16 protein-coding genes are annotated in these 14,277 nt (G+C 36.3%); 2 read left to right on the top strand and 14 right to left on the bottom strand.

The genetic code is table 11. From position 1 onward, the window contains the following. Positions 1–283: 283 nt before the first annotated feature. The 12 genes from ACS127_RS12345 to rpsB form a co-directional block, all read right to left on the bottom strand. On the bottom strand, positions 284–1,984 hold the full coding sequence (locus tag ACS127_RS12345; protein ID WP_440895348.1) for a proline--tRNA ligase: 1,701 nt from the start codon (positions 1,982–1,984) through the stop codon (positions 284–286). Between the two features lie 31 nt (positions 1,985–2,015). Continuing rightward, entirely contained in the window at positions 2,016–3,272 is a 1,257-nt protein-coding gene (gene rseP / locus ACS127_RS12340) for an RIP metalloprotease RseP (protein ID WP_440895347.1), read from the bottom strand. Between the two features lie 25 nt (positions 3,273–3,297). Then, positions 3,298–4,440 carry a 1-deoxy-D-xylulose-5-phosphate reductoisomerase gene (gene dxr / locus ACS127_RS12335; RefSeq protein ID WP_440895346.1) on the bottom strand — a complete coding sequence of 381 codons (1,143 nt, stop codon included), beginning with the start codon at positions 4,438–4,440 and terminating at the stop codon, positions 3,298–3,300. Between the two features lie 17 nt (positions 4,441–4,457). After that, the gene (locus ACS127_RS12330) at positions 4,458–5,249 is read right to left on the bottom strand and encodes a phosphatidate cytidylyltransferase (RefSeq protein ID WP_440895345.1); all 792 of its coding nucleotides are present in this window, start codon (positions 5,247–5,249) and stop codon (positions 4,458–4,460) included. Positions 5,250–5,267: 18 nt separating this feature from the next. Next, complete coding sequence (locus ACS127_RS12325; protein WP_440895344.1) at positions 5,268–6,035, bottom strand: isoprenyl transferase; 768 nt, start codon at positions 6,033–6,035, stop codon at positions 5,268–5,270. Positions 6,036–7,415: 1,380 nt separating this feature from the next. Then, the gene (locus ACS127_RS12320; RefSeq protein ID WP_440895343.1) at positions 7,416–7,577 is read right to left on the bottom strand and encodes a hypothetical protein; all 162 of its coding nucleotides are present in this window, start codon (positions 7,575–7,577) and stop codon (positions 7,416–7,418) included. An 81-nt stretch (positions 7,578–7,658) separates the two neighbouring features. After that, complete coding sequence (locus ACS127_RS12315) at positions 7,659–7,865, bottom strand: helix-turn-helix domain-containing protein (protein WP_440895342.1); 207 nt, start codon at positions 7,863–7,865, stop codon at positions 7,659–7,661. Between the two features lie 10 nt (positions 7,866–7,875). Then, a complete protein-coding gene (locus tag ACS127_RS12310) occupies positions 7,876–8,352 on the bottom strand; it encodes a DUF2975 domain-containing protein (protein WP_440895341.1) in 477 nt (158 codons plus the stop codon). A gap of 216 nt (positions 8,353–8,568) precedes the next feature. Further along, positions 8,569–9,126: a ribosome recycling factor gene (frr, locus tag ACS127_RS12305; protein ID WP_440895340.1), complete on the bottom strand. Its 558-nt coding sequence runs from the start codon at positions 9,124–9,126 to the stop codon at positions 8,569–8,571. 2 nt (positions 9,127–9,128) lie between these two features. Continuing rightward, positions 9,129–9,851 carry a UMP kinase gene (gene pyrH, locus ACS127_RS12300; protein ID WP_440895339.1) on the bottom strand — a complete coding sequence of 241 codons (723 nt, stop codon included), beginning with the start codon at positions 9,849–9,851 and terminating at the stop codon, positions 9,129–9,131. A gap of 224 nt (positions 9,852–10,075) precedes the next feature. Next, a complete protein-coding gene (gene tsf / locus ACS127_RS12295; RefSeq protein WP_440895338.1) occupies positions 10,076–10,960 on the bottom strand; it encodes a translation elongation factor Ts in 885 nt (294 codons plus the stop codon). A gap of 176 nt (positions 10,961–11,136) precedes the next feature. Continuing rightward, positions 11,137–11,889: a 30S ribosomal protein S2 gene (gene rpsB, locus ACS127_RS12290; RefSeq protein ID WP_440895337.1), complete on the bottom strand. Its 753-nt coding sequence runs from the start codon at positions 11,887–11,889 to the stop codon at positions 11,137–11,139. A gap of 446 nt (positions 11,890–12,335) precedes the next feature. Between rpsB and ACS127_RS12285 the strand changes: the two genes are divergently transcribed. Further along, positions 12,336–12,572, top strand: a complete 237-nt coding sequence (locus tag ACS127_RS12285) for a helix-turn-helix transcriptional regulator (protein ID WP_440895336.1) — start codon at positions 12,336–12,338, stop codon at positions 12,570–12,572. A 27-nt stretch (positions 12,573–12,599) separates the two neighbouring features. Continuing rightward, positions 12,600–12,947, top strand: coding sequence for a hypothetical protein (locus tag ACS127_RS12280; protein ID WP_440895335.1), 348 nt, complete (start codon positions 12,600–12,602; stop codon positions 12,945–12,947). A gap of 515 nt (positions 12,948–13,462) precedes the next feature. Here the strand turns inward: ACS127_RS12280 and ACS127_RS12275 are convergent. Together ACS127_RS12275 and ACS127_RS12270 are read right to left on the bottom strand one after the other, a co-directional pair. Then, complete coding sequence (locus ACS127_RS12275) at positions 13,463–13,933, bottom strand: DUF6115 domain-containing protein (RefSeq protein ID WP_440895334.1); 471 nt, start codon at positions 13,931–13,933, stop codon at positions 13,463–13,465. A gap of 13 nt (positions 13,934–13,946) precedes the next feature. Continuing rightward, on the bottom strand, positions 13,947–14,258 hold the full coding sequence (locus tag ACS127_RS12270) for a hypothetical protein (protein ID WP_440895333.1): 312 nt from the start codon (positions 14,256–14,258) through the stop codon (positions 13,947–13,949). Between the last annotated feature and the right edge of the window lie 19 nt (positions 14,259–14,277).

Below are 14,277 nucleotides of genomic sequence, written 5' to 3'. Positions count from 1 at the left end.
AGCCTTCCTTAGTGCGGGTAATCATCCCACCGTAGTGATCTCCCCATCGACAACATTTGTTTAGTTAAGTGAATCAGGACACTAGCTCACCTGACCTCCTCCGTCAATAGATTTATTTCTTTTCTCTATTAGGAAGGATCACAGGCTAAAACCACCACATCGTGTGTAACGCCTGCGTGACCGACGTCGTATTGCCCCAAGTTTTACGGACGATTATCTGTGATAATTCTGCTAAAAGTTAAATGGTTAAACCCTTGTCTAAATCTTTGACAAGGGCTGATGATTAATTAAATACATCTGTAAAATAGGTTAATAATTCACTTTGATGTCGTTCTTCTTGTTCATTTGATTGACGAACTTTACACTCTACAATGCCTTCGTTTGCTTTCTTACCAACTGTAATTCGATAAGGAATTCCGATCAAATCACTATCAGCAAATTTAACACCCGCTCGTTCATCACGATCATCATATAACACATCATAGCCTGCATCTTTAAGTTGTTGATAAATTTGATCTGCCAGCTCTCGTTGTTCAGCCTTTTTATTATTTAAGACGAGTAAGTGAATCTGGTAAGGAGCAACATGGGCCGGCCAAGTGATCCCTCTTTCATCATGAAACTGTTCGACAATCGCGGCCATCGTACGAGAGATACCAATCCCATAGCAGCCTGTGGTAACTGTCGCTGCTTTTCCTTGCTGATTTAAATAACTGGCTCCTAATTTCTCAGCATAGAACTTACCTAATTTAAAAACTTGTCCAATTTCGATTCCCTCAGCAAATTCTATGATACCCTGACCATCTGGAGAAGGATCTCCTTCTTTAATAAAGCGTACATCTGCATACTCTGCCTCTGGCAAATCACGTGATGGATTGACATTAATATAATGAACTCCCTCTTGATTAGCTCCACAGCTAGCATTAGCTAGCGATCGAACAGCTAAATCACAAATCACTTTTACTTTCTCAGGGACACCGATTGGACCTAACGAACCAAATGACGCTTGCATTAATTCAAAGGCTTCATCCTCAGTCAATAATGCCACATCATTTGCATTTAAAAGGTTTTTAAGTTTAATTTCATTAACTTCATGATCTCCTCTTGTGACCACTAAAACATAATCGTCATCTGCTTTAAATAATAAGGATTTCATCCCTTGATCTAAGTCATGATTTAAGAAATCAGCTACTTCTTGCATTGTTTTTTGATTAGGTGTATCCACTTTTGTTAAAGGCTTTTGTTCTTCTGTTGACACTTGATACGTATCAAGAACTTCTGCCATTTCGATATTAGCTGCGTAATTCGATTCAGTCGAAAAGGCAATCGTATCTTCGCCAACTTCAGCTAAAGCCATAAATTCATGGGTATCTTTTCCCCCCATTGCTCCTGCATCAGCAATCACTGCACGGAAATTTAGTCCTAATCGTTCAAAGATCCGACTATAGGCTTGATACATCTCCTGATAGCTCTGATCTAAACTTTCCTCTGAGTCATGAAATGAATAAGCATCTTTCATAATAAATTCGCGTCCTCTTAATAAACCAAATCGCGGGCGACGCTCATCACGAAACTTTGTTTGAATCTGATAGAGAGTTAAAGGAAGTTTTTTATAACTTTTTATTTCATCGCGAATGATGCTAGTTATGATTTCTTCATGAGTAGGACCAAGCACAAATTCGCGATCATGGCGATCATGTAATCTGATTAATTCTTCGCCCATTTTATCCCATCTACCTGTTTCTTTCCACAAATCAGCTGATTGTAAAGCCGGCATTAGCATTTCATTTGCACCGATCTTATCCATTTCCTCACGTACAACGGCTTCTATCTTATCAAGAACACGCTTGCCTAAAGGCAGAAAGCTATAGACACCAGAGAAATTTTGCCTAATATAACCTGCCCGTAGTAACCATTTATGGCTACTTGTATCTGCGTCTGCTGGCGTTTCCTTTAATGTTGGAATCAATGTTTTACTTTGTCTCATTTCTTATCCACCTTTTTCTACTTCATTTCCCTTACATAAATAAACGTTGGATATCATTCCACGTGACGATAATCATTAACAGCATTAATAAAGCAAAACCAATAAAATGTACTAGCCCTTCTTTCTCGCTCGAAATCGGTTTGCCTCGAACAGCTTCAATGCCGATAAATAATAAACGGCCCCCATCAAGTGCTGGTAAGGGTAATAGATTGATAATCCCTAAGTTAACACTTAAAGCAGCTGTCCAGTTAATAAAGTTCCAAAAGCCAGTTTGAACAATTTGGTCTGTTGCATCATAAATCGCAACAGGTCCACCTAACATATCAATCGAAAATTGGCCGGTAACCAACATTATGACACTCTCAAAAATCATCTTAGACCATTCATAGGTCTCAGTAATACTAAATGGGATTGCCTTGGCTAATGATTTTTCAACATATGGCATGACTCCAATTTGGCCAACTGTTATATCTTCAATTTGTTCTGTCCTTGGCATAACATTTAACTCTTGTTGTTCACCTGCACGATCCACAACCATCGTTAGCTCTTGTTCAGGACTTTCACGAACGATTGCTTGAAATTCAACCCATTGTGAAATAGATTGATCGTTAATTGAAAGAATTTCATCACCTGTTTGGAAACCCGCCGTCTCAGCTGGACTGTTCGGTTGGATTTCACCTAACCTAGCTTCTTCGACAGGTATTCCTTGTGCTGCTCCAAGAATAAAAAATAAGATAACAGTTAAAACAAAGTTCATCAAGGGACCTGCGAATAGCTGCATCGCTCGTTGTCGTTTGTTCTTCGATCCGAATTGACGATTATATGGAGCGATCTGAGTTGCTGTTTCATCCATTACATAATCAGCATCTTCTGCTACTGGATAACTCATTAACTGCTCTTCACCAACTAAAACACCTTTGATAATTAAATCATGGCTAAGATCCGCACTTTCAACTTCAATCACATGAGCATTTGGATACTTCGCTTTATTATTAATAATAATCTGTTGAACCTTTTGCTGATCATTGAAAGTGAGTCCAATATGCTGCCCGGGCTTTAATTCAATGATCTCAGGGTCATCTCCTGCTACTCGGACATATCCACCCATCGGTAGAATCCGAATAGTATATAAGGTTTCTGATTTCTTGATTGAAAAAATCTTCGGTCCAAAGCCGATGGCAAACTCTCTGACGAGCATACCCGTTTTTTTAGCAATAATAAAATGACCAAATTCATGAACAAAAACAATTAAGCCAAACATGAGTATAAACGCAATAATTGTGTTCATTAAAGTCCCACTCCTTCATCCTACCTTATATTTGTTCAAGTACCTTTTTTCTGGTCTCTACGTCAATCTGCTGAATCGTCGCTAAGTCAGGATCATCAATTTTATCATGTCCTGACAAGGCTGTTTCAATTAAATATTCAATATCTAAAAAGGATATACGCTCAGCTAGAAACAATGACACAGCTTGTTCATTTGCTGCATTTAAAACGGTTGGGTACGTCCCGCCATGTTTGCCCGCTTGGTAGGCTAAAGGCAGACAGGGAAAGCGAGAAAAATTCAACTTTTGAAAATGAAGTTTTCCAATCGATGTTAGATCAAGTGATTCCGATGCTGTTAATGGCAAGCGATTGGGATATGTTAATGCATATTGAATTGGAATCTTCATATCAGATTGTCCCATTTGAGCAAGAACGCTTTTATCTTCAAATTCGACCATAGAATGAATGATACTTTCTTTATGTAAAATAACATCAATTTTATCATAGTCTAAGTTAAATAACCAATGTGCCTCAATAATTTCTAAACCTTTATTCATCATTGTTGCTGAATCAATCGTTATTTTCTTACCCATTGACCAATTTGGATGTTTTAACGCATCTTGAATAGTCACGTGAACTAACTCTTCTCTCGTCCGATCACGAAAACTTCCACCCGATGCTGTAAGAATGATTTTTTTTATAGGATTATGCTTCTCACCCTGTATAGATTGGAAAATAGCCGAATGCTCACTATCAATAGGTAATAGATCAACCTGATGCTGACGCGCTAAATGAGTCACGAGATGGCCCGCCGTTACAAGAGTTTCTTTATTGGCAATAGCAATTGTTTTTCCTGCTTCAATGGCTTTAAGGGTTGGTTCTAAACCCACCCGTCCGATTATCGCATTGACAAGCAGATCCACTTTAGGTTCTGTACTTATTTCAATTAAACCCGATAAACCCACTTGGATCTTCACATGAGTGACTAAGGGCTTAAGCTTAGCTTTCGTTTCTTCATCCTGAACGACCACTTTTTCAGGTGCAAATTCTTTTATTAATGGAAGGGCCATTTTGATGTTTTTTCCAAAGGCCAATGCATAGATGGAAAACTGATCACGATGTGCGCGAATAACCGCTAAGGTTTGTCGCCCAATCGAACCAGTCGCTCCTAGTAAAGTCACTTTCTTCAAAAACTCACCCCTCTACTTTATGCAACAAATTGAATAAAATGCAGGAACGGGAAAACTAATAACCAGCTATCAAATCGATCTAAGATACCGCCATGCCCTGGCAGTAAATGACCTGAATCTTTAACCCCATAATATCGTTTATAAGCAGACTCTACTAAATCACCTATTTGTCCAACGATACTTGCAAATAACGAGACCATGATGACCATTAAAATTGAATCATGTACGGGGATGATTAAATGAAAAACCGTCCCGACAATAACGGCTAGTATAACACCACCAATTGCTCCTTCAATTGTCTTTTTCGGGCTAATTTCTGGCCATAATTTATGTTTACCAAATAGGCTGCCAGAGAAGTATGCCCCGACATCTGTAGCAAGTATAACAACAATCGCATAGAAAATATACTGCAATCCAATCTCCTGTATAACAATAAAATAGTGAAAGCCAAGTCCTATGTAAATAGCACCCAGCAGCATGAAACTGGCATCTTCAAAGGTAAATTTATTTTTTACTAAAACGGTATAAGCTAATAATAATAATGCAGTTATGAATACAATATCCATTTGACTTATCGCTGGAAAAGTAAATCCCTCTATCGTTAACGTCGGTAATAATAAGGTCCACAATAACACGATCGTCAAGATCAATGGAAATTTATAAGTTGTCATTTTGCGCATTTTCAACAATTCATATAGGCCGATTGATGCGATAAGTAGCATCACTAAATAAAATGGCCATCCACCAAAAATAACAAATGGAAAAAACAATAGAATAGCGATAATCGCAGTAATTGTTCTTTTTAACATAAATAACACCTTCCCCTACTATGATAAAGCACCATATCTTCTTTTACGCTGTTGATAAGCGAGTAATGCTTCTCTAAATTCACGTTCAGAAAATGATGGCCAATAAGCTTCAGTAAACCAAAATTCTGTATAAGCAAGTTGCCATAAGAGAAAATTACTTAACCTTATTTCTCCGCTTGTACGAATTAATAAATCCGGGTCAGGTAAATGAGAAGTAAATAAACGATCATTTATCAGTGACTCATCAATTTGATCAACATCAATCTGATTTTGGCGAATATCCTCGGCGATTGATTTGACCACTTCAACCATCTCAGAGCGACCACCATAATTCATTGCAATATTAAGAATTAAACCTGTATTATGCTTGGTTTGATCAATCGCACGGCGTACAGCTTTTTTCGTGTGTGATGGTAATTGTTCAAAATGACCAATCATTTGTACTCTCACATTCTCTTCAATTAAATCAGGTAAATACACATTCAGAAAATCATTAGGCAGTTTCATTAAATAATTTACTTCTTTTTCTGGTCTTTTCCAGTTCTCTGTCGAAAATGCATACATTGTTAAAACTTTGATTTGATAGGAATTTGCAACTTCAACAATTCGTTTAACATTATCCATTCCCTGTTTGTGTCCAGCAATACGAGGTAATCCTCGTTGACGCGCCCAGCGTCCATTACCATCCATTATAATAGCCACATGGTCTGGTATAATCTTAATTTTATCATCTTTTTCTTCAATGGTTTTATTTTTATTCATAAAAGGCCATTTCTTAAATGCCATCGTTTTTCCTCCATAACTAAACAGTGACCTAATAACAGTGAACGAACCGTTAACACATTAAAAGAATTGATTTTCTCTTAACAATAAGTGTCCAGTTCGTATCATTCATTTCATTAATCAAACTAGCTTTAATTGATATTCCATACTATCGATCATTTTTATCTTTGAATATCTTTTAACAGTTTACCATGTTATGTCTTAAGAATCACTAGTAAACTTTGATTATCAGAAAAACTTGCATCCGTCCTTTTAAATGAATATAAGTTTTCTAATCCTTAAAACTTTAACATTCCTAATTCACCAAACAACTTTCTTAGGACTAAAACTCAAAATAAGAAAAACATTTATGCTAGTGCAATCAGAAAAGATACGATTTTATCATTAATCGGATAAGTAAAACTAAGGCTTTTAGCATAAAATTTCAGGACTCAAAATAAGGAAAGTACTGATTTTTCTAAGCAAATATCTCGCTGCTTTCCTTAGTGCGAATACTCACCCTTACTGGAGTTTTTACTTCTATGCAAGTATTTAATGAATTCCCATGATTCGCGGACAACTTCTGCGATTTGCAGTCAACCTCCTCGATTTGCAGTCAACTTACGCGATTTGCAATCAACTTTTGCGATTTGCAATCAAGTTTGGGAAAATACAGTCAAGTTCGGCGATTTGCAGTCAGGTTAACGAAAATACAGTCAAGTTCAGCGATTTGCAGTCAAGTTAACGAAAATACAGTCAAGTTCGGCGATTTGCAATCAACTTCTGCGATTTGCAGTCAAGTTCGGCGATTTGCAGTTAACTTCCACGATTTGCAATCAACTTCTACGATTTACAATCAACTTCTACGATTTACAATCAACTTCCACGATTTACAATCAACTTTTGCGATTTGCAGTCAAGTTCGGCGTTTTGCAATCAAGTTAACGAAAATACAATCAAGTTCGGCGATTTGCTGTCAAGTTAACGAAAATACAATCAACTTCTACGATTTGCAATCTACCAAAATCTATTCCTATCCTTACTGTATAACTGAAGATTTTAAAACGTCTACTTCGTGCTATTTTTTACTTTTACTGTATAGAATTACTTTTAGAGTTCCCTACAATTACCAAACAAACTATCGAAGCCACTAAGGAAACTATACCCGTAAAAGCAAAGCCCGCCGTTCTCATAAAAATGTCTTCACCTAGGTTATATAGATAAGAATAACCGTCAAGATTACATGAAAACTACTACCTATTAGTGCCAACTTCAGGTGATTTCCTTTCTCACCTTGCCAAGCATGATTTATTATACCCCATAAATAACTGCTAGCACACACGGCTAAGAACATTATAAGCAAATGGAGATATGGAATTAGAAAAGAAGTCAATATGTAAATGATTAAACCTGTTGAAAAAATAAAACAGCATTCATGACAAATAAGAAGATCCCAGCTAGCCGATAATCCTGAAACCATTCAACATTCATCAATATCTTTACCCACCTATTGTGACTGCCAATCTGAACCACGATCGCCTTTCTATACAATATAACCGTAGCCATACCAATGATTCCAATAAGTAAAAGTGGAACTATCTTATCATTCCTTTTTTTCAGTTTATTTTGTTTACTGCTAATGATGGATCAGTCACTTTTATATTCAAGAATATCACCGGGTTGACAATCCAATGCATGACAAATCGCCTCTAATGTTGAAAAACGAATAGCTCTCGCTTTGCCATTTTTTAATATTGAAAGATTAGCCATTGTAATACCGACTTTATCTGCTAGTTCAGTCACAGTCATCTTTCTTTTGGCTAACATGACATCAATGTTGACTATGATCGCCATCTCCATCACCTCAAACTGTTAGATCATTTTCTATTTTTATTTTAAGTGCATGAGTTAATAATTCCAGAAGGACAGAAGTGAAAAAAATAATCACAACAGTAACAAAAATAATGACTAAACCCATAATTGCAATCCCTAAGTGTAGAGCGTTTATTATAAGAAGTAAAATCAAGCCTATAATGTATAAGCCAAGAATGACAATGGCGGCTTTCTTAATATTATCTAACGCCTTAATCGATTGTTTTGAAAAAGCTTGATTGATTTCAATGAGCTGGATCAGCTTAAGGGCTTGCAGAAGCGCAAAATAAAATGGAATAGCAGTCAAGCTAAGACCTATTAGTACTGGAATTTTCAAATACGCATACGCAGGATTGACTTCAGTAGCCCTATCAACAAGATGAGGCACGAAAAAAGCGAGACAGCCTAACATGATCAAAGCAATGATCAGTGTCGTAATCTTTAAGAAAAAGGTCGGTCTAAGTTTCATAAAAACACCTCACATTTATCAGCATTGATTTTATCATATAACATTATTTATCGTTTATCAATAAATTTATATTATTTATCAATACTTTTATCGCTCAGATTTAGATAAAATCCTTACTATAACTTATTTATGAGAACATAAAAAAAAACGAATGATTTAGAATCATTCGCCTTTAATCATATTTACTTTTATCTAATCACTACTTTTTTGTAACAATCAAACTTCCATGATTTCTGCTTCTTTTTGTTCTACAAGAGAATCAATTTGATCGATAAATTTGTCTGTTTCAGTTTGAACATCATCTTGAGCATGACGCAGATCATCTTCAGTCAAATCTCCATCTTTTTCAGCCTTTTTCAATTGATCATTTGCTTCTCGTCTAATATTTCGAACTTGAACTTTAGACTCCTCGGCAAACTTACCCACCACTTTCACAAGTTCTTTACGACGTTCTTCGGTTAATGCTGGAATTGAAATCCTAACAACATTTCCATCACTAGATGGGGCTAGCCCCAAATCAGCTTTTTGAATGCCTTTTTCGATATCACCAATTGATGATTTATCAAATGGTGACACCATTAATAATCTGGCTTCAGGTACTGAAATCGTCGCTAATTGGTTTAATGGCGTCGGCGCACCATAGTAATCAACTACCACACTATTTAGAATAGCTGGATTAGCACGTCCCGCACGAACAGTAGCTAGATTTTTAGAAAAGGACTGAGTGGCTTGCTCCATCTTTTGTCGAATATCTTTAATAATTGCTTCTGACATTTTTATTTCCCCTTTACAATAGTACCGATTTTTTCACCTAAAACGGCCTTTTTAATATTACCTTCCTTGGAAATTGAAAAAACTAATAGAGGTAAATCATTATCCATACATAATGACGATGCGGTTGAATCCATCACACCTAATTCTTCATTCAGCACTTGCATGTAAGTGAGTCGTTCATATTTTTTCGCGTTAAGATCAATTTGTGGATCTGCTGTGTAGACACCATCAACGTTGTTCTTGGCCATTAAAATGACTTCAGCATCTATTTCAGCAGCCCGTAAAGCAGCAGTTGTATCTGTAGAAAAGTAAGGATTTCCAGTTCCAGCAGCAAAAATGACTACACGTTTCTTCTCTAAATGGCGAATTGCTTTTCTCCGAATATACGGTTCTGCGACTTGTCGCATTTCTATTGATGTCTGAACTCGCGTTTCAACACCAAGATTCTCTAAACTATCTTGTAGAGCTAATGAGTTCATGATTGTCGCTAACATGCCCATATAGTCAGCATTTGCACGATCCATCCCCATTTCACTACCTACTTTACCACGCCAGATGTTTCCTCCACCAACTACAATGGCAATCTCAGTACCTAGATCGGCAATTTCCTTTACCTGACGGGCAATGGATTGAACAATTTTAGGTTCAAGGCCGTAGCCAAGTTCACCACTAAGTGCTTCTCCACTTAATTTTAGTACAATTCTTTTATAGTGCGCTTTCGTCATGTTAACCTCCATTATGTAGAATTTACTTATATCTTACACTAACTTTTAATAGGAAACAATTCTTGTAGTAAAATAACACTCTAGCCTTTTAATATTTTAAAGCTTGTGGGTCATTTCAGTTTCACAACTTTAGCAAAAATGATCAATCATTAAAAGAACTGGTTGTGCAAGAAAAGGGAACACAATGTGCTCCCTTCTTTCACACTACCGTTACATTGAGTAGTTTAGTTTTTCATTTGACTTCGTACTTCTTCAGCGAAATTTTCTTCACGTTTCTCGATACCTTCACCAACTTGGTAACGTGTAAAGGCTTGAACTGTCGCCCCTTTATCAGCCAATAATTGCTTCACTTTAACATCTGGATCTTTAACAAAATTTTGTTCTAATAGACAAATTTCTTCAAAGAATTTACCTAAGCGACCTTCAACCATTTTTTCAACAATCTTTTCTGGTTTACCTTCGTTTAGTGCTTGTTGTTTTAAAACTTCTCTTTCTTTTTCAACAGTTTCTGCATCAACAGCATCGCGTGAGACAAATTGAGGGTTCACCGCAGCAATATGCATAGCAATATCTTTAGCGAAGGCTTCGTCTGTTGTACCTTCTACAGTAGCTAAGGCACCAATTGTACCGCCCATATGGATATAAGCTCCGAAAGCATCTGCATCAGTTTTTTCAGCGATAACAAAACGACGTAAGGTAATTTTCTCACCAATCTTGGCAACCGTTTTATTAATATATGTTTCCACTGTATCTCCATCGCCATGAAGAGGTTGGGCTAATACTTCTTCTACATGGCTTGGTTTTTGAGCCAGCAAGTGTTTTGCCAATTCATCTAAAAGTTCTTTAAATTGATCATTCTTCGTAACAAAGTCTGTTTCACAGTTTACTTCTAATAAAACAGCTGTATTACCATCAATTAATGTATAAGCAGCACCTTCAGCAGCAACACGATCTGCTTTCTTTGCCGCACTTGAAATTCCTTTTTCACGTAGATAATCAACCGCTTGATCCATGTCTCCATTTGTTTCTTGCAAGGCTTTTTTACAATCCATCATCCCTGCACCTGTTTTTTCACGCAATTCTTTTACCATACTTGCTGTTACTGTCATTTATCTTTCCTCCTCATTTTTATCAAAAAAATAATTGTTTGGAAACTCAGTATTTCCCAATAGATGTAGATAAAAACTATGTTGGTTATACTTATATAGTCAGAAAGAAGTTATTCTTTCTTTTCTGGCAAAAAAGGTGATAAAAGGTTCCCCTCTTATCACCTCTGCAACCTTTGTTATTCTTGTTCAACAGCTGTATCTTCAGCTGGGGCTTCTTCTTCTGTTACTTCTACCTCTTCGATTTCTTCTTCTTGTTTAACCTCTAAAATTGCATCTGCCATTTTTGAAGTTAGTAATTTAACAGCGCGAATAGCATCATCATTAGCAGGAATGATATAATCAATTTCATCAGGGTCACAGTTTGTATCCACAATACCAACGATTGGAATATTTAGCTTATTTGCTTCTGCAACAGCAATACGTTCTTTACGTGGATCAACAATAAATAACGCATCAGGAATATTTTTCATATCTTTGATGCCACCTAAAAACTTAACTAAACGAGCTTTTTCTTTTAATAAGTCAACAGTCTCTTTTTTAGGTAATACATCAAACGTACCGTCTTCTTCCATACGCTCGATATCTTTCAAACGGTTTATACGTTTGCGGATTGTACCAAAGTTTGTTAGTGTTCCGCCTAACCAGCGTTGATTAATATAATATTGACCAGAACGAATGGCTTCATCCTTGATTGATTCTTGCGCTTGTTTTTTAGTACCGACAAATAGTACAGTACCTCCATTTTCAGCAACTTCTTTAATAAAGTTATATGCCTCATCTACCATTCTTACAGTTTTCTGTAAGTCAATGATATAAATGCCGTTTCGTTCCGTAAAAATGTATTTTTTCATTTTTGGATTCCAACGACGTGTTTGGTGTCCAAAGTGTACACCAGCTTCAAGTAGTTGTTTCATTGAAATAACTGCCATCTTATTTTCCTCCTAATTTGGTTTTTCCTCCGCTTACTTCATTTTGCTAGAAAAACTAATGAATACTATTCCCATTAGCACCCTTTCTACGATCCATAAGCGTGTGTATTTAACACCATTAGCAACTATATCACAATGAGTGGTGACAAGCAAGGCATTTACGAAATAAATCTACAGCAAATATGCATTGATTAGACATTTTGAGCACCTTTCCTTTTTAAACTGTCTCTTCTTGACCGGGAACAAGATTGCTCATGTGCTTTTCTCCTTTGAAATATCCTATCTTGATGAAATATTTCAGACTGTAGAATGATTAATGCATTAATCATAAGGAATTTTAGTGTCAAGCTTCCTTAACGTAAAGTAAGCTTGACATCAAAAAAGCGTTACTATACAATGAAGTTAAATAAAATATGTAGTCCTTCACAAAAGGTGGAAAGAAATAATTGAAAAACAATTTAATGGAACTTAGAAAAGAAAAAGGTTACTCGCAGGATAGTTTAGCAACTAAACTAAATGTATCCAGACAAACCATTATTTCAATTGAAAAAGGAAGGTATAATCCATCTCTTCCATTAGCATTAGTATTAGCAAGGATCTTTAACAAACCTGTAGAAGACATCTTTACTTTAGAAAGTAAAGATTTAAAGAAATTTATGAATGAAGAAAGGAGAGGTAAATGAATGGTCTCTCAAAAGAGGTTCACTGTAGTGAGTGTACTGCTTTTATTTATTTTTATCATTAGGCTGATTTCTTCAATAACAACAGATACTGTATCAATCATAGAATTGTTGAATTGGGGAGCGTTAGCATATATGGCCTTTATTATAAGCTATCTTTATCCACAATTTAAGCATAAAGACGAACGAACAAAAGCTATTAAACAGAAAGGGACGTATTATTCTATATGTATCGTATTGTTTGTTCTGATCGTGCTAACAGCATTGATGCAATTTAATATTGTCATTTTAACCTCAATTGAATTGATCAGAATTTTAGTTTCTGTCATTATTATCTCCATCTGGACTTCCTGGTTCTTCTTGTCAAAACAGATGTAAACAAAAAAACAAAACTTCAATCAGTGGGTGTTCAACCTACAGGGTGTAAGCCATGCATAGGGTTCCGGTAGGGCAAGGAACCGCAAGTGTCTTCGGTGGAGCGAGTCATCACACAAAGGAAAGTTACGAAGCATTTGCATCGTAAGAATAAGTGTCTTACTTATTCTGAGCCCCAGTCCCAAGTCCTTTCGATAGGGTGAGTAACCGCAAACCCAGATATTTTCGGTGGGACGAGTAACCCACTGTTGCCGCGAGTTTTACGGATAGTTATCTGTGATAAACGCTTGACCTTAAACAACAAGAAATCATAAAGAAAGGAGCTGTTGCAAAAAGCCAGCTCCGGTAATGTCATGTCGATGCTCACAGCTAACCTAACGATTTCACATGTTTAGTTCCAATTCGAATGTATTCGAGCACTCTAACTAGGAGGGTAAACATTTTTCCAGGAACATACTACCCTTTCACAGCCTCGATCTACTTTTAAGGTTTTAATGACACAAAGGGGATAATATTTTTTATTTCTTTTGCTTTTGCTGAAACTTTAATAATAATTCTACTTCTGTTTTTCCACAATTTAATTTTTTAGCGATCGTTTCAGCTGTATAGCCTTGTTCAGCTAAAGAAAGGACTTGAGCTGCAAATGACTGTTCAACAATGTCTTCTTCATCTGGTACGATGGGTTGATAGTCTTGATACTTTTCAGTTGTTGCATTTAATTCGGACTCATTTTGGGTAAGTGGTGCCTCACTTTTTGAGTCTTTTTGTGAAGCGGATTGTTGCCCCTTATTGATTAAGTCAAGTAGTTTTTCATTTTCTTCTCTTATTTCTAATAAATAAACGGCCAAAAGCTCTTCGATTTGCTTTTGTTGTTGAGCTAACACTTTTTTATTTTCATTTGGCTGATCCAATTTTACTTTTAACTGCCTAATCATCACAAAGGTAAGTATATGAATCAGAAAACTAATTAATAATAATATATAATACATATTGGAATCCCTCTTAACCATTGAAATCAATGCTTTTGCCTAAATACGGATGTTCGACTTTCATCTGATACTCTGACTGCGTTGATTTCTTTGCTGTTGATTTTAAATTTGATTTCGACTTTTCCTTTTTACGTTGATCATTTTTTAACTTATAGCCTTGCTCTAAATCTGAAACGGTTCTGCGCTTTATTTCTTCTGACTGTAACTGAGTCTGGGAAATCACATCCTGCATAAATCGTCCTCGTTGTTGAATTTGTTCTTGTATTCGACCCGCATCTTGAGTTCGTGGCAGTGCAACTTGCATCTCAACCGCTTTCCAACTCACAGTGAACACACCCTTCCAA

The sequence above is a fragment of the Amphibacillus sp. Q70 genome, from assembly GCF_052055485.1.
Classification (GTDB): Bacteria; Bacillota; Bacilli; order Bacillales; family Amphibacillaceae; genus Amphibacillus.
Note: the sequence above shows the minus strand (reverse complement) of the source record. Positions and strands in the feature narration are given on the sequence as shown.